This window comes from Janthinobacterium sp. GMG1 (genome assembly GCF_034427795.1).
Lineage (GTDB): Bacteria > Pseudomonadota > Gammaproteobacteria > Burkholderiales > Burkholderiaceae_D > Janthinobacterium.
Map to the genome: position 1 here is coordinate 164,522 of NZ_JAXQNT010000001.1, position 19,210 is coordinate 183,731.

The following is a 19,210-nucleotide window of genomic DNA, read 5'->3' on the forward strand; positions in this document are numbered from 1 at the left end:
TTTCTTAATCGTGGTCGCGCAGGGACGAGCGGATGCGCGCCGCCTTTTCGCGGTCGCGCTGATCGAGCGCTACGCTCACCGCGCGCGCGATGGCCTGGGGATCGGTGCCGGCCTGCACGTGGAAGGTGATTTCGATCTTGTCGCCCTGAATCGTCATGCCGGCGCCGAAGCCGCCCTGGGACAGTGGGGCGCGCGTGTCAAAGGCGCTGGCGGGCAGGGCGGTGGCCGTGCCGATGGCGATGCCGGCGCCCAGCTGTGTCAGGCGCTGCGCCAGGCCCGATACCTTGGCAATGGGCGCGCCTTCGCTGCGGTCCAGGCCCACTGCCAGGCCTTGCATGGTGTAGTCGCCGAGTTGGGCAAACACGCGGCTCGGGCTGTGGATGCCCAGCTTTTCTTTGAACCAGGCAATAGTGCTGGAACCGGCATTGCTGATGGCGTCCTTGACGGCGCCCATGGACCCGGTGATGCCGTTGACCAGGCCGCGCAGGATGTTGGCGCCGAACTCGGTGAACTGGGCCGGCAGCTTGATGCCGAACCAGCTCAAGACGCCTGCGAAGGCCTGATAGAACACGCCGACCGGCGACCAGTTGATAATCAGGGCGGTGATGCTGCCTATGCCGCCGGCGCAGACGGTGCGCAGGCGCGACCAGATGCCGGCGAAGTAGGCGGCGATAGGCTCCCAGGACGCCGTGATGCGCTGCAGGATGCTGGCGCCGAAGTCGGTGAACTTGGCGGGCAGCGCGATGCCGAACCAGCCCAGCACGCCCGCGAAGGCGCGATAGAACAGGGCGAGCGGTGTCCAGTTGGCGATCAGCGCGCTGACGCCGCCAATGCCGCCGGCAAAGGCGGTTTTGATCTGCGACCAGATGCCGGTAAAGAAGCCGGCCAGCGGCGCCAGTCCCTTGGCGAGGCGGCCCCGGATGTCGGCCGCAAAGTCGGTGAACCTGGCCGGCAGCGCAACGCCGAACCAACCCAGCACGCCGGCGAAGGCGCGATAGAACAGGCCCAGCGGTGACCAGTCGGCGATCAGGCTGTTGATGCCGGTAAAGCCGCCGGCAAACGCCACCTTGACGTCCGACCACAGGCCACCGAAGAAAGCCTTGATCGGCTCCCAGTATTTGTAGATCAGGAAGGCGGCGCCGGCGATGACCGTAACGGCAATGCCAATCGGGTTCATCAGAAGAGCGCGGCCCAGCCACAGCATGGCGCGGCCCGCCCACATGAAGGCGCCGCCCAGGTTGCGCAAGATGGGCGTGAGCACGCCGCCGGTCACGCCCATCTTGGCGAACATGACGTGCAGCATGGCATACGGGCCGATCATGGCGGCAATGCCCAGCATCAGCGGGCCGAGTACCAGCAGCAGGCCGGCCAGCACGGCAAAGGCGGTAATCATGATCTTGGCCACGGTCGGGTTGCGTTCCATGAAGCCGTTCAGGCGCTGCACGGCGGTAATCGCCATCTCCAGCCCCTGCGCGTACAGCGGCAGGATTTTCTCGCCCATGGTGAGCTTCAAGTTGGCCAGCTTGGACTGCGCTTCCAGTTCCTTGCCGGCGGCCGAGTCGCGGCCCAGCTTGTCCAGTTGACCAATATCGGCGGCGCCACGGTTGAGCTTTTCGTTCTTGTGGATTTGCACGCGCTGCAAATACATCTGCGAGTACAGGTTCGACGCGGTGCGGTTGGAAAAGATGCTGCCGATGGCATCGAGCACGTGTTTCTTTTCCGTGATGCCCTTCTTGGCCAGTTGCGGCAACAGCACCTTTTCCAGCCATTCGAACTGGTTTTCGCGGAACAGCTCGGCGCCCAGCAGCGCGCCGGGATTTAGGAAGGAAAGTTGTCCCGCTTTATCATGCGTGACCTTGCTTTTGTCGCCAATCAAGCCAAATTCTTCCAGTTTCTTGGCCGAGCGCTTCGTCGTGCGGCCCTGATACAAGTTCTGGTAGGCGCTCATCAGGGACGTGCCGACGCGGTTGCCGCTCATTTCCTGCACCAGCGGTTCCATCTGGTAGTAAAAGGCGTCATCCTTCAAGCCCTTGGCCGCGATGCCGCCGGTTTTAATCATGTTCAGCCATTCGTTCGGACCGACGCGCCCGCCCGTGGCGGTGATGACTTGCTGCACGATATTGGCCTGGGCTTCAAACTTTTCCTTGCTTTCCAGGCCGCCGCGCAGCTCGATGACCTTGAGCATGTCCATGAACTTGCGTTCGTTGTCGGCGCCTTCGGCCTCGCCAAAGAAGGCGTGATTGGCAAACTTCATCTTCGCCAGGGTAGGGGCGACCATTTCCGCGTGATGCACGTCGGCAAAGGCACTCATGCCGTCGCGCATCAGTTGCAGGTTGTCGAGCTGGCTGGTGCCGTAGGTCTTCATGTTGCGGGCGAAGGCGACGGCCTCGGCTGATACCTTGTCGCCCAAGCCCAGGGCGTTGACCCTGCCCACCTCTGTCTGATAGTGCTTGGCCTCGTTCAGCCCCTTGATGACGGGCGCGCCCAGCACGGCGCCCGTGGCGGTCGCGCCTGCGCCAGCCATGGCCAGGTTGCCCGCCTTGTTGCGCAGCTTGTCGGCATGCTGGGTGGCGTTGGTGACGCGCTGCTGCTTGGCGGCGGACGCGGCCAGGCGCTTTTGTTGCGAGGCCAGTTCAACGTTCGTCAACTGGATACTGTTTTTTAGCCATTCCTGCGCCTTGCCCAACTGGCGCGTGTCGATGCCTGCGTCTTTCAGGCTGGTGCGCAGGACGCGGAATTGCTGGCTCTGTTCTCGGCCTTTCAGCGTCAAGGCCTGCGTGACCTTCGTCGCCGCCTTCAAATCACGCGTCATGGCGCGTGTAGGAGACTCGGTCTGTTTTATGCTTGCGGCCAGCTCTTTTACTTTTTTTTGAGCTTCTTTCAGCTCAATCCCCGTTGTTCGAATGCCGCTATGCAGTTCGCGGAATTTCCCCAGGTTTCTCTGCTGGGTGTTCAGATCGCGCAAGCGGTCGCTTGTGGCCTTCAGCGCCTTGGCCGTGTCGCTGGAGCCGCTCATGATTTTTTTCAGCGGGCCGGTGATTTTGTCCAGCGCTGCAAACACTACCTGTAACTTCAAATCCCGACCAGCCATCTATTCCGCTCCGCTTCGTTGCCGGGCGCGTTCGCGCCAGGCCATCAGTTCATCAATCGTAAAGCCGTCCATCGCTGCCGGCGTCCAGTGAAAGACGCCGGCAATGTCGGCCATGGCGTCTTCTACTTCGCCGGGGATACCGAAAGGCGATCTGCTTTGCTCGCCAAAAAACCGGCAACCTCGGCGCCCACGGCCAGCAGGTCGGCCGGGTCCATGTTGGCGATGTCGTGCGTGGTCAAGGTCGGTTCAGTGATGCGCGGCAGCACGATCTGCAGGGCCGACACGTTCAGGTTGGCCAGCTCGATCAGGGAAATGCCGCGCAGCGCGCCCGCCTTGGGCTTGCGCACGGTCAGCGAGGTGATGAAGGTGTCGCCGCGCTTGATCGGCTCGTCCAGTTCGATGACGGCTTGATTGTTGTTTTCGGTGTTCATGGTGTTGTCCTTGTGTGTGGGTGGTGACTAAAAAGGGGATTACAGGCCGCTGGCCTTGCGGATGGCCGCATTGGTATCGACGCCGCCGATGTTCTCGATGCCGCTCATGAAGTCCAGTTCGATGACCGTGGCGCCGTCGATCATCAGCTTGTAGTAGCTGCAAGCCATTGTGTATTTATGGGTGGTGTCGTCGCCCATCTTGGCGCCGCCCATGTCGATTTCCTTGTAGCGGCCGCGCACGACAACCTCGACGGCTGCCACGTTGCCGTCCTCGTCGTTCTGGTAAGCACCGGCAAAGCGCAGCATCACGGCACCGTGCGCATGCGCGCCATACTGCTTCAAGGCTTCGGCGATCAGGCCGCCGCCGCTCCATTCCAGCGACAGTGCCTCGTTGCCGAAGTCCACGGAGACGGGGCCGCTCATGCCGCCGGCGCGGTACTCTTCCATCTTGCGGCTGAGTTTCGGCAAGGTGACTTCGGGCACCATGCCCATGAACAGCACGCCGTTTTGAAATACGTTGAATTGCTTGAGTTTGTGGGGCATGCCCATAGCGTTCTCCAGTGGTCAGTTGCGCCCGCACACGGCGGGCACGGGGTCGGTTAAGCGGCGATGCGCGAGGCGAAGTCGGCCAGGTAGCGGTCGGTAATGCGTTGCTGGAAGCGCAGGTTTTCCAGCGGCGGCACGGGCGTGTAGTCGTAGTCGATGGCCAGCTTGCCGTCTTTCAAGCCTGTCTTGTCGTTGTACTGCTCGTCATACCAGGCGTGGCCGTCGATGATGTAGCCCTGCAGTTTCAAGTCGCGGAACTTGGCATTGATGCTTTCCAGCAGGTCGCGTACCAGGGAGGGATGCAGGGGCACATCGACATAGGCGAAGTGCGCTTCGGCGATGGTGTCGGCCAGCACCTGGGCCGTGCGCGTGTAGCTTTCGAAATAGAAGAAGCCGCCCGGTTCCTCGCAGGTGCGCGAACCCCAGAAGCGGTAACCGCCCATGTTAATCAGGGTGGTCACTTCCTTGGCGTTGAGCACGCCGGCGTCGGTAGCCGGGTCTTGCAGGTCGAAAAACACGTCCTTGCTGATGCCGGTGGGGCCGTTGACGACGACGTTGGACAGCGTCTTGTGCCAGCCCGTTTCCTCGTCGATCTTGGCGCGCAGGCCCATGGCGTAGGCCACGGCGGAAATGCTGGCCTCCTCGTCGGCGGCCGTATTCCAGTTTACGAAGTCCGGCCAGATCATCATGACTTCGCGCTGGCCGAACTGGCCGCGATAGGTGGTGGCTGCCGTGACCGTGGCGCAGCCATAGGCGGATGCGTAGACGAAGCCGCGCAGGCGCTGTGCCACGCTGGCCAGGGCATTGGTGACTGCCTGGGTGTCCAGGCCCGGCGCGCCCAGGATGCGCGGTTTCACGCCCAGCTTGCTTTGCGCGGCCAGTAGCGCCTGGGCGCCCAGGTACTTGCCGTCGGGCGAGACGCCGCCCACGGTGTTGCTGGTGGTTTCCGCTTCGGTTTCGCCTTCGGCCACGCGCACCACGACCGTCAGCGGTTTGGTCTGTGCGGCAATCGCCGCCAGGCTGCGGTACAAGGTGCCGGTCTTGCCGGCCTTGCCCATGGCGGCCAGCACGTTGGTGACGAGCACAGGTGTGTCGAGCGGGAAAGCGGCCGGGTCGGCGTCGTCGGCCGTGGCGATCAGGCCCAGCACGGCCGTGGAGACGGTGCGGATGGGGCGCGAACCCTCGTTGATTTCAATGACGCGCACGCCATGGTGGTAGTCGGTGGCCATGTGGCTCTCCTGGTGAGTAGGTGAATGGGGCGTTACTGGGCAATGGGTGGCACGAGGGCGATGCCGGCGTCGTCGAAGGCGCGGCGGGCCTCGCCCGGCAAGCTGGCGGCGATGCGGTCGTATTCGCCCTTGATGGCCGCTTGCAGCGCTTGCATATCCTGCGCGGCGACGACTGACGGGCAGATGGTGATGTCGAGCAGCGCTTGGCGCGCATCAATGGCGCCTTCCACGATGTCCGTTTCGCCGTTCATCATCGCCGCGAAGCCGATACCGGCCAGGCGGTTCAAGACGGCTTCACGCGCCGCGCGCACCGCGTTGAGGTAGGCGGCGGCCAATTGCACATACGGCGTGGGCGCGCGTGCCGTCACGATCCACTGGCCATGGGAATCGAGCGAGACGGTGGCGCCTTCGGCCACCGCCGCCTGTATGCTGGCAAGCCGCTCGGCAGGAATCAGCACGGCGTCAGCGGGCCATGAGCCGGCGGCGTCATAGGCCGCGCGCAGGCGTTCGGGGTAGAAGCCTGCCGTTTGCAGGGAGTAGAAAACGGCATCGAGGTTGTCGGGGGCAAGCATATCCATGGGGGCATCCTTTTGTTAATAGCCGCGTGCGGTATAGGTGATGGGGTAGGCCAGGTAATCACTGGCGCTGGAATTGACTACCGCCACCGGCACGCCGCTGCGCGTTTTCGCATCCATGTTGAAGTTGACGGAACCGGCACCCAGGGAACCGTGGATGACGTTGGCTTGAATGGACAGCAGCCCGTTAGGGAATGCCGTTGGGAATGTCAGCATGCTGTAGCCGGTTTTACTGGCGACAAAGGTTCCTGTCTGGCACATGATGCCGCCGGGCGATGCCTGGCAGGAACTCACGCCTGCGCTGGCAATGGACGTGAGGAAATCGGCGTTACGCCACATTTCTGCAGTCGTGTTGATGACTTGCCATACGCTGTCGGCAATGGCGGCAAGGGTGATGTACTGGCCGGATTTGATGTCCATGCCAGTCACGCCGGACACATCGGCATTGAGCGAGGCGCCGGGGCCGGGTGCAAGTCGCCCCACTTTTCCGGCCAGGCCGAAGAAGTGAATACAGCGGCCGGAATTGGTCGTGATGCCCAGGTCGCTCGGCTTGGGAAGCGTGAACATCACATTGTCGGCAGAAAAATACAGGCATTTGCCGATGTCCTCGCCGGTCAAGCTGCGCGACGCCGATACTGCGCCGGATGCCACGATATTGCCCTGTTCCTGCTGTACAAAAGCAGCATTGACCAGTTTTTTCGATGCGTCGAACTTTTCCAATGTCGCCACTTCCTTCCTGCTGTACTGGGGATGCGGGTCCAGCGCAGCCAGGTGCAGGGCCAGTTGCTTGTCGGCATAGGCGCGCACTTCGATATCCTGCTGATCGGCATACTGGCGCGTGGCCAGCACGACGGACGGGTCGATTTTCAGCTCGATGGCGGCCGTGCTGGCGACGATCAGCACGATGCGCACCACTTGCGTGCGCCCGCTGCCTTCCATCATCAGGGGCTTGTAGCTGGGCGGGCAGTTGGCCACCGCGCACAGGTCACCGGCTTCGTCGTAAATACCGATTTCACGTATCCACCAGCCGCCCACGTCCTCGGGCAAGACTTGTTCGACGATGATCTGGCTGGTGTTGGCCGGGTCGATGGTCAGCTGGTTCAGGCCCGCGCGGCGCACCTCGTGCACCAGCGCCTTTTGCGCGCGCGATGGCATGGGCAAATTGCCGTTGCCGTCGCCCACGGCCAGGCTTTTCAGTTTCAGGGTTTGGCCCAGGGCGATGGCGTTGGCCAGCTTGGCCTCGCCCATTTCGGTCAGGATGGCAAAGTATGTGCTCATGGATAGATGGTCAGGGTGTCGATGGTATGGGATGCGCCGGCCTGCAACAGCGTGCCGCGCACTTCGATGGTTTCCGCGATCCAGGGATACACGGTCATGGCGTCGCCGTAGTAGGCGCAGGCGCCCGCGTAGATGCTGCCGCGACTTTCCAGATAAATGGCCAGGCCCGTCATGTGACGGCTGACGGGCTTGGCGTCGGCAATCAGGCGTTCCATTTCCTGAAACATGGCGTCCGTGATGCCGGTATCGAGCACGCCGACATCGAGGCGGAAGGTGCCCGGCACGCCCGGCGGCGTGGTTTGCCACCATTCGGTAATGCGGATCAAATAGCCCAGGGACTCCACCACGCGGCGCACGGCGGCAATCGTGCCCTTGTGCTTGTGGATGAAATAGGCCGCCTTGATGGCGCCGCGCTTGATCGATTCGGGCCAGGCGTCGTCCCAGCGGTCGACGGAACAAGCCCAGGCCAGAAATGGCAGCAAGTTGACCGGGCAGCGGTCGGCGTTCCACAGGTCGCGCAGCGGCACGGGCACGTTGACCAGCTCGGCGCAAGCCACGGCAATGGCGCGCTCCAGCGCCGTGGTGTTGGGCGGCAGGGTGGCCACGAGCTTATTCATCGCGCACCACGACATTGAGCTTGATGGCCGTGCAGCGCGCGGCCTGGGTGGCGTTCAGTTCGATGTCCGCCGCCGGGCTGGTCAAGACGACCTTGCGCACGCCTTCGACGTGGACGGCGGCGCTGCAGGCGGACCGGTAGATGCTGTGCCCCAGCGGGCGGCGCGGCTGCGACACGCGCACGGCGTTGGCGCGCGCGGCGTCCAGCAGAATCGGCACTTCCGGGCCGACGCCGATAAACAAGGTGGCCTCGATCTGGTAGTCGATGACCTGGGCGGCTTGCACCGTCAGGCGGTCGCCCAGGGGGCGCACGTCCTCGGCGTTGAGCGCGCGTGCCACGGTGCTCAAAAGTTCGGCGTCGGCGATGCCTGTGTCGTTGTTGGCCAGCACCGTGACGGTGACGCTGGCCGGCGCGGGGCTGGTGGCGCTCGCGTCCTTGACGCGGCCGTCACTGCTGCGCGCGTGGAATTCATACGACGCCTTCGGGCCGGCCACGGACAGGCCGTCCGGCGCTTCCTGGATGCGCAGCCGGTAGGCGTCGTTGTCTTCCATGACGGCGGCCACGGGCGGCAGGGCGTTGGGATTGGCCGGCGTGATGACCAGGCGCGCCACGTTGACGTTGGCGCCCAGCTGGTCCAGGTCGCCGTCCAGGGCAAACGCCAGCATGACGGCCTTGCCCGCTTCGTTGACTCGGTTGCGCAGGATGGTTTCCTGATAGCTGTTCTCTTCCAGCAGCTTGGTGGTCGGCTCCGACTCCAGCTCCAACAGGGCCGTGATGGCCGCGCGCTCGGCTTCCGGCAGCAGGCTCACCAGGTGCACCTTGCGGCCGGCCAGTATGGTTTCGAAGTCCAGCACTTCGACCACGCTGGGTGCCGGCAATTGGGTCAGATCGATGGGCGTGCTCATACGACGCCCCCTTGCTTGACGGGTACGGATAGGGTGATGCCCTGGCCATTGGCCGTGCCATCGAGCAGCAGGGCGATGGCGCCGTCCGTGTCGCGCGTGAGCTGTACGCTGGCCAGCTGCAGGCGGGGTTCCCAGCGGCGCAGGGCAAAGGCGGTGGCAGCATAGATGCGCAACTGCGTCGCGCTGTTCAGGGGCTGGTCGATCAGCTCGGGCACTTCGGAGCCATAGCGGCGGCGCCGGATGCGCGAGCCGATGGGCGTGGTGAGAATGTCGGTCACGGACTGGCGCAGGTGCCCCAGGCCCGTCAGGCTGCGCCCGGTGATGGCGTGCATGCCCATCATGCTTGCGGCCCGCCCGACTGGTCGCCGCCGGCCCTGACGCCGCCGTGCGTATGCTTGGCCAGGCTGATGGCGCCGGCCAGCACGTCCTCGCTGGCCTTGATCGTCCCTTTCACGGCCATGGCCACGCCGCCGGCGGCGCCGGCCTTGGCGTTCACGCCGCCATTTAAAGTGGTAGCGCCTTCCACGGTGGTGGATTGCTTGACGATCAGGTTTTTCATGACGGTCAAGTCGCCCGTGCAGATGGTGCTGGGTGCGTTCGATGTCACCTTGTCGGCGGTGATGGTGGCGGTACCGCCGGGCAGCGTCGCCGTCAGGGCGTGGGCCGCATGGTCGTACTGCACCACGGCGCCGTCCGGGTAATGCGTGGTATGGACAGTGTCGCTCGATTCGGGCGCGTCAAATTCTTGCGAGTACAGCGCCGGCACGATGATGCCGCGTGTCAGGTCGCCGCCAGGGGAAAAGACAATTACCTGTTCGCCCACGGTAGGTGCCGACCAGGTGCGCGTGCTGCCGGCGCGCGGCGTGGCCCAGTTCAGCCATTCGGTGGTGAGTGTCGGCCCGAGCCGCACGCGCGCCTTGGCCCCGCTAACCTCGGCAATGGTGCCCAGGCGGATCAGGTTTTGCAGCAAGCGGAGGAGGTCGGACAGGTCGGCGTTCATGCAGTGCATGTTGCCGAAGTCCGCGTGCGGATGCACGCGGGGGCGGGTTGATATAGCAGTTAGTAACTAAGAGAAAAGCACTTCAATGATGCAGTTTTTATCCGCGAATAATTGGGCCGAGCAGTTGCATTATTTTTGGTCGATTATCGGCATATAAATGTTCTGCAAGTAACTTAAATAAAGTTTGCTTTACTTCTGTACTTGAGGAATTTGGCAATTGATTGGCCAAGTGATCTGAAACCCCACTCACAATAGTTTTGCATAGATCTCGATATTTTGGAGCATTAGCATCCGGCATCGCCCCTACATCGTTTGCTCTAAGTGATAAAGTATTGAGTGAAAAATGCTTTCTAATTGCTGAAAGAATATTTGCTCGATGTGAGTTTAAATATGATGCTAATCCTACTTCGGGAGTGACAGGCAAAAATGAAATATACTGTCGTTGCTCTCGATATATTCTTATAATTTCTTCAACCTGAGAGTTGTCTAATGTCTCCTCTGCATCAGCGTCCAACATAACGTATGCGCGCGTAATTGATGGTAGTAATGGTTTTTGCCTTACAAAAAACCTAACAACGTTTGCGATACCTCCGACAGCAATAGCGTTCACGCTAGGTAGTAGTGCATCTTGCTTGAATTGATCAGCAATAAATCGTTGGGATAGTTGTTCTACAATTGTTCTGGCAGCCTCATCCTCGACGTAAATTACGACGTCCGATGCGGACTCTTCCTGGTAGGCAATAGCTCCCAAAATGAATGAGGGGTAGCAATTCGCTGTGCAAATTATGCTTCCATCATCTTGTGTCTGCAGGAGGAGTATCTGTTTTCGTTCGGCTTGTTTTATTAACGTTGAAGAATGAGTTGAAACAATTACCGTTAGGCTTTTTTGGTCGGCTATCTGGTGTAAATATTTTAGAAGCTCGGTTTGTGCGGTTGGATGTAAAGCCAGTTCTAGTTCATCTATTAGAACCATTGATCCTTTTGGTATATCTGAAAGAATTCGAAGCAATTTTAATATGCATAATTCTCCTAGGCTTAAGTTCTTCTCGGAAAAGTATTGTTTTTTCTGTTTTTCTGGCACCGGCAGTTCAAGTAAAAATGCTTCACTTCCAATTCCTTTCCTTACATTAATTGTTTTTAATGCATTGAATTTTTTGGTGCAAAATATTTGATTCGCTGCTGTGATAATGGGCGCTTTTGCCGCTTTCACTCGCCTGGGAGAGAAGTCATCTTTATTTGGTTCAATTCGATCAGCATTGGCAGCTATATAAACAACATCAGGGAAGCCAATGGATTTCAAATAATGACTGCCTTCTTTTGGACTTGGCGCCCAACGTTCAGTTCGATAGGAATACGTAACTGTGCCTTCTGGTGTTTCATATTGGATTGAAGCACCATCCGAAGAGTCTAGTTGATCAGATTTTCGAGAGGCTGGAAAGTGATGCGGAAATGCATTGGAAAATCCTACACGTCTCAAGCAACCCAAAAGAGATGTTTTTCCGGTTCCATTTTCACCGGTCAAGAGCCAAACTCCAGGACGCGGGATTTTAAAATCAAGGGATTGGATGTGGCGTAGCTTTCGAATTTTAATTGTAGTATCCAAGCGAGTTTCCAATCTTTTTACATTAAAGTGGTTTTTTTTGACTAAGAAAAGAAGACCATATTCCTAGTTGTTTTATGTTATGTTTCTTGAGTGTAACGGATTGCTGACTTGGCAAGCAACAGTCGAATTCAACTTGCCCTTGAGAGATGTTGTTTTTCTTACTTTGCTGAAAGCCAACGTAGAAGCGCTTCACGAATCGACGTTTGATCTAAGTCGTTCAATCCAAGCAGCGGCCGCTTCGGATACTTGTATGCGTTTCCTTTTTTTGAAACGCGGTCTTGCCTGCCAAACTGATGCACATGCGCCACGCGCGCCACCCAGCCAAAGAAGCCGACTTCGATCTGGTCGCCGGTCGCCTTCACTTTCAAGTGTTTGGCGGTACGAATCTTGGCGAACATCGCCGCCTTCTGCCGCTTGATGCGCCCGTTCTTCCCCTTGAATTCCTTGCGCCGCTTGCGCGCTGGATACGCGGCGCCATCAGGCCCCTGCTGTGCCTTGATGCGCTGCGCCTGGCTGCGGCGCAAGTCGATGGCCACCTTGTGATTGATGGCGCGGCGCTGTGCCGGCTGCAGTTTAGCCAGCAGGGCGCCGGCCCAGGCTTCCAGCGCCTGCAGGTCGTCGCTCATGGCGTGGCCTCGGGCGTGCGCCATTCGGCCAGCAGGGTATCGCCGTCATACAGCTTCCAGAACTCGTCCGCGTAGGCCGGCATGTGCTGTATCTCGGCCAGGTGCTGGATGTCCAGGCGGCCCGCCTCGCCTGTCTTGACGGCCACGCGCTCGGTCAGATCCAGCTTGATGGAAATGTCGACCGTTTCGTGGTTGTTGAAGTCCACCTCGAAGGCGATACCGTGCTTGCGGGTTTCTTCGTTGGCCATCAGGTCGAGCTGGTGGACTTTCAGCCAGGCGATCAGGGCCACCATGATGGCGTCGGCGTCGGCCGCGTAATCGGTGACGATCAGGTTGAGCTTGAAGCGGTATTCGAAGGACAGCGAGGCGGTGGCGGCGGCCACCACGTTGCCCTCGTCAGCGAAGACCAGCAGGCGGTCGGGATCGCGCTGCAGGTCGGGGATGGCGGCGGCCAAGTGCTGGCGCAGGCTATTCGGTTTGTACATGGTAGGTGTTCCGCACGGTGTTGTAAGCGTCGATACAGGCGTTCAGCTGGCGGGTGGCGTCGTCGCCATCGCCGGCAATGGCGTCAAGAGCTGCCGCAGTCGCTGCGTCAAGTTCGGCGCGCGTTTCATGCCGATGGCCTGCGGCAGCGGTGGAATCTGCAGTGGCGGCGCACTGGCCGCTGGCGACGGGGATTGACAGGCGCACAGCGCCGCTGCGCACGTCAGCATTGAAACGGTCGCGTTCAGTTTTCGCATGGATTTGCTCCTGGGTGAGGTGGTCGGCGCGCTGCGCCAGGGCGGCGCCGGCGGCACGCTCCAGCGTGAGCACGCGGGCGGTGGCCTGGGCCAGTTGCTTGGCGGCGGTGGCTGCTTGGATAGCCGCCGTCCGCTGCAGCGCGGCGATGCTGGCGTCCTTGCGCCAGCCCTGCGCCGTCCAGCCCGCGATGGTGCCGCACAGGAGAACGGCGGCCAGCGGGCGCCAGGTGGTTGCGGTCACATGGTCACCCGTTCCTTGATCCAGCCGAACAGAAAACGGCGCTGGGTCTTGTTGGCTTCGGTGATTTCCAGGTAGCGCGCCGCCTGCAGGCCGTTCAGGGCGCGCAGCAGCACGGCGGCGCCGTCCTGGCCGCGCCATTTCAGGAAGGACTCAAGAGCGCCCAACGACTGCGCACCCAGGCGGCCGTCGACGAACAGGGCGGCGTAGCGGGCGCCCGTGTCATTGAAACCGTTCAGCCAGCGCTGCAGGAACTCGGCGGCGCGGGGCGGCCCCATGTTCACGCCCGTGTCGATCACTTCGGCGCCGATGCCGGCATGCAGGGCCAGCACTTGGTCGAACTTCGGTTCCGTGATGTAGCGCGTCGTGTAGATGGCGTGCGCCAGGGCCACGGGCAGATCGCGCATCGGCCCCGCGTAGCCGTTGGCGCGCGCCACGGCCACGGTGATGCCGAAGTTGGTTTCGCCGCCTTTGTCTTGCGGGTCGTTCACATAGCCGCCTTCGGCGCGCAGGATGGCGTCGATGGTGCGCGCGATCAGGGGATTTTCCGTGTTGGCCATCAGTGTTCCTTCGCGTCTTTGACCAACTCGGCGATGTCCTTGTCGCTGCGGCGCTGGAACCACAGGGCCACGGCGCGCGATACCCACCAGCCGGGCGCGCCGACGATCAAGTCGATGGCGGAAGCATTGACCATGGCGCCGATGGCAGGGAGCTGGGCGCACAGCAACTGGTACACGGTGCCGCCCAGCAGGCAAGAGAACACGCCCGCGCATGCCAGGCGGGCGACGAATTCGCCCTTGTTGAAGGTGCCATCGCTGTTCAGCGGTGGTAGCACGATGTACAGCATGGCCGCGCCGACCATGCCCAGCGCCGCCTTGAAGCCGTACAGTTTGACCAGGGTGGCGAAACCACCAAACGATTCTGCGGACATTGCTTGATTCTCCGGTGAGAGGGGTAATAGATTTTTCATGATGGATAAAAGGGTGAATGCCAGGATCAGTCCCAAAGCTGCACGATGTCCGCAGCTTGGGTCGCGCTGGGCGCCGGCTCGGGCAGGGTGACGACCAGACCGGCTGGCAGCACGGCGCCGTGGCGCGCCAGCGCGGGATTCATTTCCAGGGTGTGCTCGACGTATCCCGCACCGTCGCCCAGGTAGCGCCACACCAGGGCGTCTACCGTGTCGTGCTGCTGCGTGCGCACCTGCATCAGATCAGCTCGACGGTGAGGTGCGTGCGCCCGACCATATCGGCGATGGCCCATTGCGCATTGCGCCGCTGCGCGCCGGGCGCCTCGTCCAGCCACTCCATGCTTTTCTTGTCGCTGACGGACGTGGCCGTGCTGTCGTAATCGCGGTAACGCTCGATCAGATCCGCTTTCGCCGTGCTGTAGACGGCGCGCCGGTACTGCGCCAGCAGACGCGATTCGCGGTTGATGCGCGTGGCCGGCACGTCCACCAGGGCTGCAATATCGGCAGCGGCCTGCTTGCCTTGCCAGTCGGCCAGCTCGCGGTTGACCTGCAGGATGGCATCGACCACGGCTTGCACCAGGCGCGCGTCGGTGACGGTGCCGTCCAGGCGCATGGCGTCGCGCATATCGGCGAGGGCAATATCGGGAAACCAGCCGTCGTTCTCGATGACGCCAGGGGCAGGCGCTGGCGGCGCGGGCGTGGCGCCGGGCGGGATGGACGGGGGCAGGGCCATGAAGGACATACGGGGCGCTTTCAAAATGGGGCGGTGGACGGGGTTCATCAGGCCGAGATTGTTGCCAATGCGTTGGCCAGAATCCCCCCGTGCCGCCGTGCTGCGGGGGATGCTCTTTACGTGGAACCGGCCGCGCGCTTGATGCGCCGTTCCAGCCGTTCCATATCTTTCTTGACGCCGCACGATTCCGACAGAGCGCGGGCGCGCTTCAGCTGGCCCATGGCCGTTTCCGCCTGCGCCACCAGCGCCGGGGCGATGTCCGTATCGTCGGCCTGGTCCAGCACCGCGATCATGGCCAGGCCAATGGCCTTGTGCAGCTTGGCGCGCGCCTGGTCGGGCGCGTCGCTGGCGGCCGTCAACTGTTCCACCTGGCCCAGCACCTGGGCCGCGTGCTGCGGATCGGCGGCCAGCTTGCCGTGCAAATAGCCCTCGGCGAACTCGTCGAGCATCAGGGTGGCGATGTCGCGGCTGTAGGTATCGGGCAGGGTGAACTTGTGCGCCAGCGCGTATTCAGCCATGACCAGGGCGCGCTCATACTCGCCCGTGTCGATGTGCCACACCAGCAGCGTGGCGAAGACGTCATCCTGGGCGCCCTTGCCGCCGGCCAGCACGCCGTCAATCCACTGTGCATAGTCGGGCAGCAAGGTGGCCTTGACCTCGATCTTGCGTTCGACCGACTGAATGGCTTTCAGGCGCCGGCGGTCGTCGGACAGCTTGTAGAGCATCAGCTCGTAGGCCGTGCCGGTGGTGACGCCCTGCGGCGCGGCGGCGCCGGCCGTGCGCTCGGCCAGCATGCGCGCGCGGTGGCGCAGGGCGGGGGATTGGTTGCTCATCACTTGTCTTTCAGCTCGATGTTTTCCACCAGCGCGGCCAGGCCCAAGTCTTCGATCACGTAGGCGTCGTTGGACGACTCGTAATTCTCGATGCGGTCGCGCTTGGGCTCGTCCACCACGCGGCGGCGGCGCGCACCGTCCTGAAAATAAATCGACAGATTGTCGAAGCGCGTGATGAGGATCGCGTTGTCCGGGAAGTAGGGCACGCGCGCCGCCGGCAAGCCGCCGATGCGTTTCTGGCTGATGATGATGTCCGCCGCCAGCGTTTCCGTGGGCGCCTGCTTGGTGTTGACCAATGGAAAATACTTGTCGTTCAGCAGCTTGCGCCCGACGATGGCCACCAGATTGGTGTCTTCCTGATACCACGGGTCCAGCAGGTTGACGGCGTCCGCCACGGCCGCGTCCAGGTTGGCATAGTCGGCGCCGTCCACATCGCCGATGATGACCTTGCCCGGCATGCCAACGGCCACCAGGCCCAGCACGCGCTCGGGCGCCTGCTCTCGCAGGTGCTGCAGCCAGCCTTTATTGACGTCCTGCAGCAGCGGATTGGCGGCCAGGTCGGTGGTGGCCATGACTTTCACGCCATTGAAACCGATGACGATGCGATCCAGCGCCTGGCGCGTGAGGATGGCATTGGCCACGCGCGATTGAAAGTCCTGGAACTTGGCCCAGGCGTCCAGCTTGGCATAGCTCAGATGCGTGTCGAAGTTGGTTTGCTCGCAGCGGTATTTGGTGCTGTCCATGGTGGACAGGTCGCGCGTTTCGCGTTCCTTGTCCTTGGTGTTGGTGCGGCTGGCAATCGGGCCAGAGACGCCCAGGCCCAGCTTTTCGCCTTCCTGCTCGCCCACGCCGATGATGTTCACTTTCGACAGAAACTCGCTCGATTCCTGCATCTTGTTTTCCAGCTTTTGCTGCACGCTGGGCGTGACGCTGAAGGTCTTGGCCACGTTGTCGGTGTCGTTCAGTTGGCCCAGGCGGGTTTCATATTGGCCAAAGACCTGGCGCGTTTGCTTTTTCATGGTTCGGTGCTCCGTTGTTGAATGGGGTGTGGTGGAATGGCGCGGGCGCTTAAAACTCGGTCTGCACGGCGCCGTCGTTGCCGGTCGCGGCCGGGCGGCGCGGGCCGTTGCCGGGCGCTTCATCCATCTGCGCCTTGAAGGCGGCCAGTTCGTCCTCGGTCGCTTTCTGCGCCTTTTCCGCAGCATCGAGGCGCTTGATGGCGGCGGCATAGTTGTCGTTGGCGGTGACGACGTGGCCGGCCAGCGCCTGCACGGCTTCGCTGATGTCGGCGAACTGCGCGGCGTCGGCGCCGGATTTATGGGAGAAGCGCGACAGCAGGTTTTTCACGGCATCGGCCAGCTTGATGCCCTGTGGCTCGTCGAATTCCAGCGTCACCTCGACGGCGGAGGTGAACAGGTTGGCGCTTTGTTGCTTGCGGCTTGCGGAAAATTTCAGTGCATCGGTACCCAGGCTGGCCGGGCTGTCGGTCACGCCCAGGCCGACCAGGTAGGGCTGCGCCGAGTCGGCAAAGTCGGGCTGGATTTCCAGGCTGGTGTACAGCTTCTGTTTTGCCTTGTTGATGGCCACCAGTTCCGGCGTGGGTTCGATCTGCGCGAACAGGGCCAGTTTCTTGCCGCCGTCGGTGTCGACCTCTTCGGCCTTCACCGCGATCACGTCGCCGTAGGCTTTAAATTGGCTGTCGGGCAGGATGCCGCGAATGTGTTCGAGCCAGATGCGCGCGCCGTAGGTTTTCGGGTTGTAGGTGGCGGCGATCTGCTCGATGGTGGCGCGGTCGATGTTGCGGCCGTCCGTGGTGGCGCCTTCGGTGGCGACGCGGAAGAATTGGGATTTAGGCATGGTGGCGTATCTCGGTTGATCGGATAACGCCATGGTCAACGTCTTGGCCCTGCGATTCAATGCGCTGCGGGTTGCTATGGGCCATAGCGACTTTTGCCTTTCCCCGCTCCGCGCGCGCGCGGCCTACGCTGGCGGCATGTTAGGAATCCATCAAACCCCTGAAGAAAAAATCGCCGAACTGGCCGTGCCCGAATCCGAGCCACGCCGCGCTGCGCGCGCCCTCTATTGGAAGGGCTGGCGCATTTCGTCCATCGCCCGCCACCTGGGACTCAAGCGCAGCACCATCAATAGCTGGAAGCTGCGCGACGAATGGGACAAGGCGCAGGCCATCGAGCACGTGGAAGCAGCGGCCGAGCTGCGTCTGGTGAAACTGATCGAAAAAGAGGTCAAGAGCGGAAGCGACTACAAGGAAATCGATCTGCTGATGCGCGCTATCGTGCAGGCGGCGCGCGTGCGTCGCTATGAGCAGCCGGGCGGCAACGAGGTCGATCTCAATCCCAATCTGGCGAACCGCAATGCCGGGCCGAAGAAGAAGCCGACGCGCAACGACTTCAGCGAAGAACAAAAAATTCAGCTGCTCGACGCCTTCCAGGATTCGCTCTTCGATTATCAAAAGGTCTGGTATCGCAATGGCGACCAGCGCACGCGCGCCATCCTCAAGAGCCGCCAGATCGGCGCTACCTGGTATTTCGCCCGCGAGGCGCTGGCCGACGCGATGGCCACGGGGCGCAATCAGATCTTCCTGTCCGCCTCAAAAAGCCAGGCGCACGTCTTCAAGCAATACATCGTGCAATTCGCGCGCGAGGCCGCCGGCATCGAGCTGACGGGCGACCCCATCGTGTTGCCGAACGGCGCGCACCTGTATTTCCTTGGCACGAACGCGCGCACTGCGCAGGGCTACCACGGCAATTTCTACTTCGATGAATTCTTCTGGACACAGAATTTCCAGGAGTTGAACAAGGTGGCCTCGGGCATGGCCATTCACAAGAAATGGCGCAAGACCTATTTCTCCACGCCATCCTCGACCACGCACCAGGCTTACCCCTTCTGGACGGGTGAGCTGTTCAACAAGCGCCGCGCCAAGGCCGACCAGGTGAATATCGACGTGAGCCATGGCCGCTTGTCGTCGGGCTTTACGGGTGAGGACAAAATCTGGCGCCAGATCGTCACCATCCTGGACGCCGAGCGCGGCGGCTGCAACCTGTTCGACATCGATGAGCTGCGCAACTTCGAATACAGCCCGGACCAGTTCGACAACCTGCTGATGTGCAACTTTATCGACGACTCGGCCTCGGTGTTCCCGCTGGCCGAGATGCAGCGCTGCATGGTCGATTCCTGGGTCGAATGGGACGACTACAAGCCCTTGCTGGGCCTGCGCCCGTTCGGCAACCGGCCCGTGTGGATCGGCTACGACCCGGCCTTGAACGGCGACAGCGCCGGCTGCGTCGTGCTGGCGCCGCCCATGACGGCCGGCGGCAAGTTCCGCATCCTGGAGCGCCACCAGTGGCGCGGGCAGAGCTTTGAGGATCACGCCGACTCCATCCGTCAGATGACGCAGCGTTACAACGTCGAATACATCGGTATCGACACGACTGGCATGGGCATCGGCGTGCTGCCGATCGTGCGGGGCTTCTTCCCGGCCGTGACGGCCCTGAACTACTCGCCCGAAGTCAAAACGCGCATGGTCTTGAAGGCCAAAAACATCATCAGCAAGGGGCGGCTGGAGTTTGACGCCGGCTGGAACGACATCGCGCAGTCCTTCATGGCCATCCACAAAACCCTTACCCCCAGCGGGCGGCACGTGACCTATGTCGCCGGCCGCAGCGATGAAACCGGCCACGCCGATCTGGCGTGGGCCTGCATGCACGCCCTCGATCACGAGCCCTTCGAAGGCACCACCGACAACCACCACTCTTTCATGGAGATTTATTCTTGAGTAAAG

23 protein-coding genes are annotated in these 19,210 nt (G+C 61.7%); 1 reads left to right on the top strand and 22 read right to left on the bottom strand.

The window, feature by feature from the left end; translation table 11 throughout:
* Positions 1-4: 4 nt before the first annotated feature.
* The 22 genes from SJI03_RS00760 to SJI03_RS00865 form a co-directional block, all read right to left on the bottom strand.
* Complete coding sequence (locus SJI03_RS00760) at positions 5-3,016, bottom strand: phage tail protein (protein WP_322425930.1); 3,012 nt, start codon at positions 3,014-3,016, stop codon at positions 5-7.
* 75 nt (positions 3,017-3,091) lie between these two features.
* Positions 3,092-3,205 carry a GpE family phage tail protein gene (locus SJI03_RS00765; protein WP_071650284.1) on the bottom strand — a complete coding sequence of 38 codons (114 nt, stop codon included), beginning with the start codon at positions 3,203-3,205 and terminating at the stop codon, positions 3,092-3,094.
* Between the two features lie 8 nt (positions 3,206-3,213).
* Entirely contained in the window at positions 3,214-3,522 is a 309-nt protein-coding gene (locus SJI03_RS00770) for a phage tail assembly protein (protein ID WP_322425931.1), read from the bottom strand.
* A gap of 39 nt (positions 3,523-3,561) precedes the next feature.
* Positions 3,562-4,071, bottom strand: a complete 510-nt coding sequence (locus SJI03_RS00775) for a phage major tail tube protein (protein ID WP_071325087.1) — start codon at positions 4,069-4,071, stop codon at positions 3,562-3,564.
* Between the two features lie 50 nt (positions 4,072-4,121).
* A complete protein-coding gene (locus SJI03_RS00780) occupies positions 4,122-5,297 on the bottom strand; it encodes a phage tail sheath protein (RefSeq protein ID WP_322425932.1) in 1,176 nt (391 codons plus the stop codon).
* Positions 5,298-5,329: 32 nt separating this feature from the next.
* Positions 5,330-5,875, bottom strand: a complete 546-nt coding sequence (locus tag SJI03_RS00785) for a hypothetical protein (RefSeq protein WP_322425933.1) — start codon at positions 5,873-5,875, stop codon at positions 5,330-5,332.
* Between the two features lie 15 nt (positions 5,876-5,890).
* A complete protein-coding gene (locus SJI03_RS00790) occupies positions 5,891-7,150 on the bottom strand; it encodes a phage tail protein (RefSeq protein WP_322425934.1) in 1,260 nt (419 codons plus the stop codon).
* On the bottom strand, positions 7,147-7,767 hold the full coding sequence (locus SJI03_RS00795; RefSeq protein WP_322425935.1) for a phage tail protein I: 621 nt from the start codon (positions 7,765-7,767) through the stop codon (positions 7,147-7,149). Before SJI03_RS00795 ends, SJI03_RS00790 begins: the two co-directional genes overlap by 4 nt.
* Positions 7,760-8,671, bottom strand: coding sequence for a baseplate assembly protein (locus tag SJI03_RS00800; protein WP_322425936.1), 912 nt, complete (start codon positions 8,669-8,671; stop codon positions 7,760-7,762). Before SJI03_RS00800 ends, SJI03_RS00795 begins: the two co-directional genes overlap by 8 nt.
* Positions 8,668-9,003: a GPW/gp25 family protein gene (locus tag SJI03_RS00805; RefSeq protein WP_416208685.1), complete on the bottom strand. Its 336-nt coding sequence runs from the start codon at positions 9,001-9,003 to the stop codon at positions 8,668-8,670. The genes SJI03_RS00800 and SJI03_RS00805 overlap by 4 nt, the downstream gene beginning before the upstream one ends.
* 5 nt (positions 9,004-9,008) lie before the next feature.
* A complete protein-coding gene (locus SJI03_RS00810) occupies positions 9,009-9,680 on the bottom strand; it encodes a phage baseplate assembly protein V (protein ID WP_322425938.1) in 672 nt (223 codons plus the stop codon).
* A gap of 88 nt (positions 9,681-9,768) precedes the next feature.
* Positions 9,769-11,274: an ATP-dependent nuclease gene (locus SJI03_RS00815; protein WP_322425939.1), complete on the bottom strand. Its 1,506-nt coding sequence runs from the start codon at positions 11,272-11,274 to the stop codon at positions 9,769-9,771.
* Between the two features lie 158 nt (positions 11,275-11,432).
* Positions 11,433-11,900, bottom strand: a complete 468-nt coding sequence (locus tag SJI03_RS00820) for a phage virion morphogenesis protein (protein ID WP_322425940.1) — start codon at positions 11,898-11,900, stop codon at positions 11,433-11,435.
* Positions 11,897-12,385 carry a phage tail protein gene (locus SJI03_RS00825; RefSeq protein WP_322425941.1) on the bottom strand — a complete coding sequence of 163 codons (489 nt, stop codon included), beginning with the start codon at positions 12,383-12,385 and terminating at the stop codon, positions 11,897-11,899. The genes SJI03_RS00820 and SJI03_RS00825 overlap by 4 nt, the downstream gene beginning before the upstream one ends.
* On the bottom strand, positions 12,369-12,881 hold the full coding sequence (locus SJI03_RS00830) for a lysis system i-spanin subunit Rz (RefSeq protein ID WP_322425942.1): 513 nt from the start codon (positions 12,879-12,881) through the stop codon (positions 12,369-12,371). The genes SJI03_RS00825 and SJI03_RS00830 overlap by 17 nt, the downstream gene beginning before the upstream one ends.
* On the bottom strand, positions 12,878-13,438 hold the full coding sequence (locus tag SJI03_RS00835) for a glycoside hydrolase family 108 protein (protein ID WP_322425943.1): 561 nt from the start codon (positions 13,436-13,438) through the stop codon (positions 12,878-12,880). The genes SJI03_RS00830 and SJI03_RS00835 overlap by 4 nt, the downstream gene beginning before the upstream one ends.
* Entirely contained in the window at positions 13,438-13,809 is a 372-nt protein-coding gene (locus SJI03_RS00840; protein WP_035820867.1) for a hypothetical protein, read from the bottom strand. Before SJI03_RS00840 ends, SJI03_RS00835 begins: the two co-directional genes overlap by 1 nt.
* A 65-nt stretch (positions 13,810-13,874) precedes the next feature.
* Positions 13,875-14,084, bottom strand: a complete 210-nt coding sequence (locus SJI03_RS00845) for a tail protein X (protein WP_322425944.1) — start codon at positions 14,082-14,084, stop codon at positions 13,875-13,877.
* Complete coding sequence (locus SJI03_RS00850; protein ID WP_416208687.1) at positions 14,084-14,587, bottom strand: head completion/stabilization protein; 504 nt, start codon at positions 14,585-14,587, stop codon at positions 14,084-14,086. Before SJI03_RS00850 ends, SJI03_RS00845 begins: the two co-directional genes overlap by 1 nt.
* Positions 14,588-14,694: 107 nt before the next feature.
* Positions 14,695-15,411 (bottom strand): phage terminase small subunit, encoded by a 717-nt coding sequence (gene gpM / locus SJI03_RS00855; RefSeq protein WP_322425945.1) that lies wholly within the window; start codon positions 15,409-15,411, stop codon positions 14,695-14,697.
* Entirely contained in the window at positions 15,411-16,430 is a 1,020-nt protein-coding gene (locus SJI03_RS00860; protein ID WP_322425946.1) for a phage major capsid protein, P2 family, read from the bottom strand. Before SJI03_RS00860 ends, gpM begins: the two co-directional genes overlap by 1 nt.
* 49 nt (positions 16,431-16,479) lie before the next feature.
* A complete protein-coding gene (locus SJI03_RS00865; RefSeq protein ID WP_322425947.1) occupies positions 16,480-17,268 on the bottom strand; it encodes a GPO family capsid scaffolding protein in 789 nt (262 codons plus the stop codon).
* A gap of 136 nt (positions 17,269-17,404) precedes the next feature.
* On the opposite strand from SJI03_RS00865, the gene SJI03_RS00870 reads away from it, so the two are divergent.
* A complete protein-coding gene (locus SJI03_RS00870; protein WP_322425948.1) occupies positions 17,405-19,204 on the top strand; it encodes a terminase ATPase subunit family protein in 1,800 nt (599 codons plus the stop codon).
* The last annotated feature ends 6 nt before the right edge of the window (positions 19,205-19,210 follow it).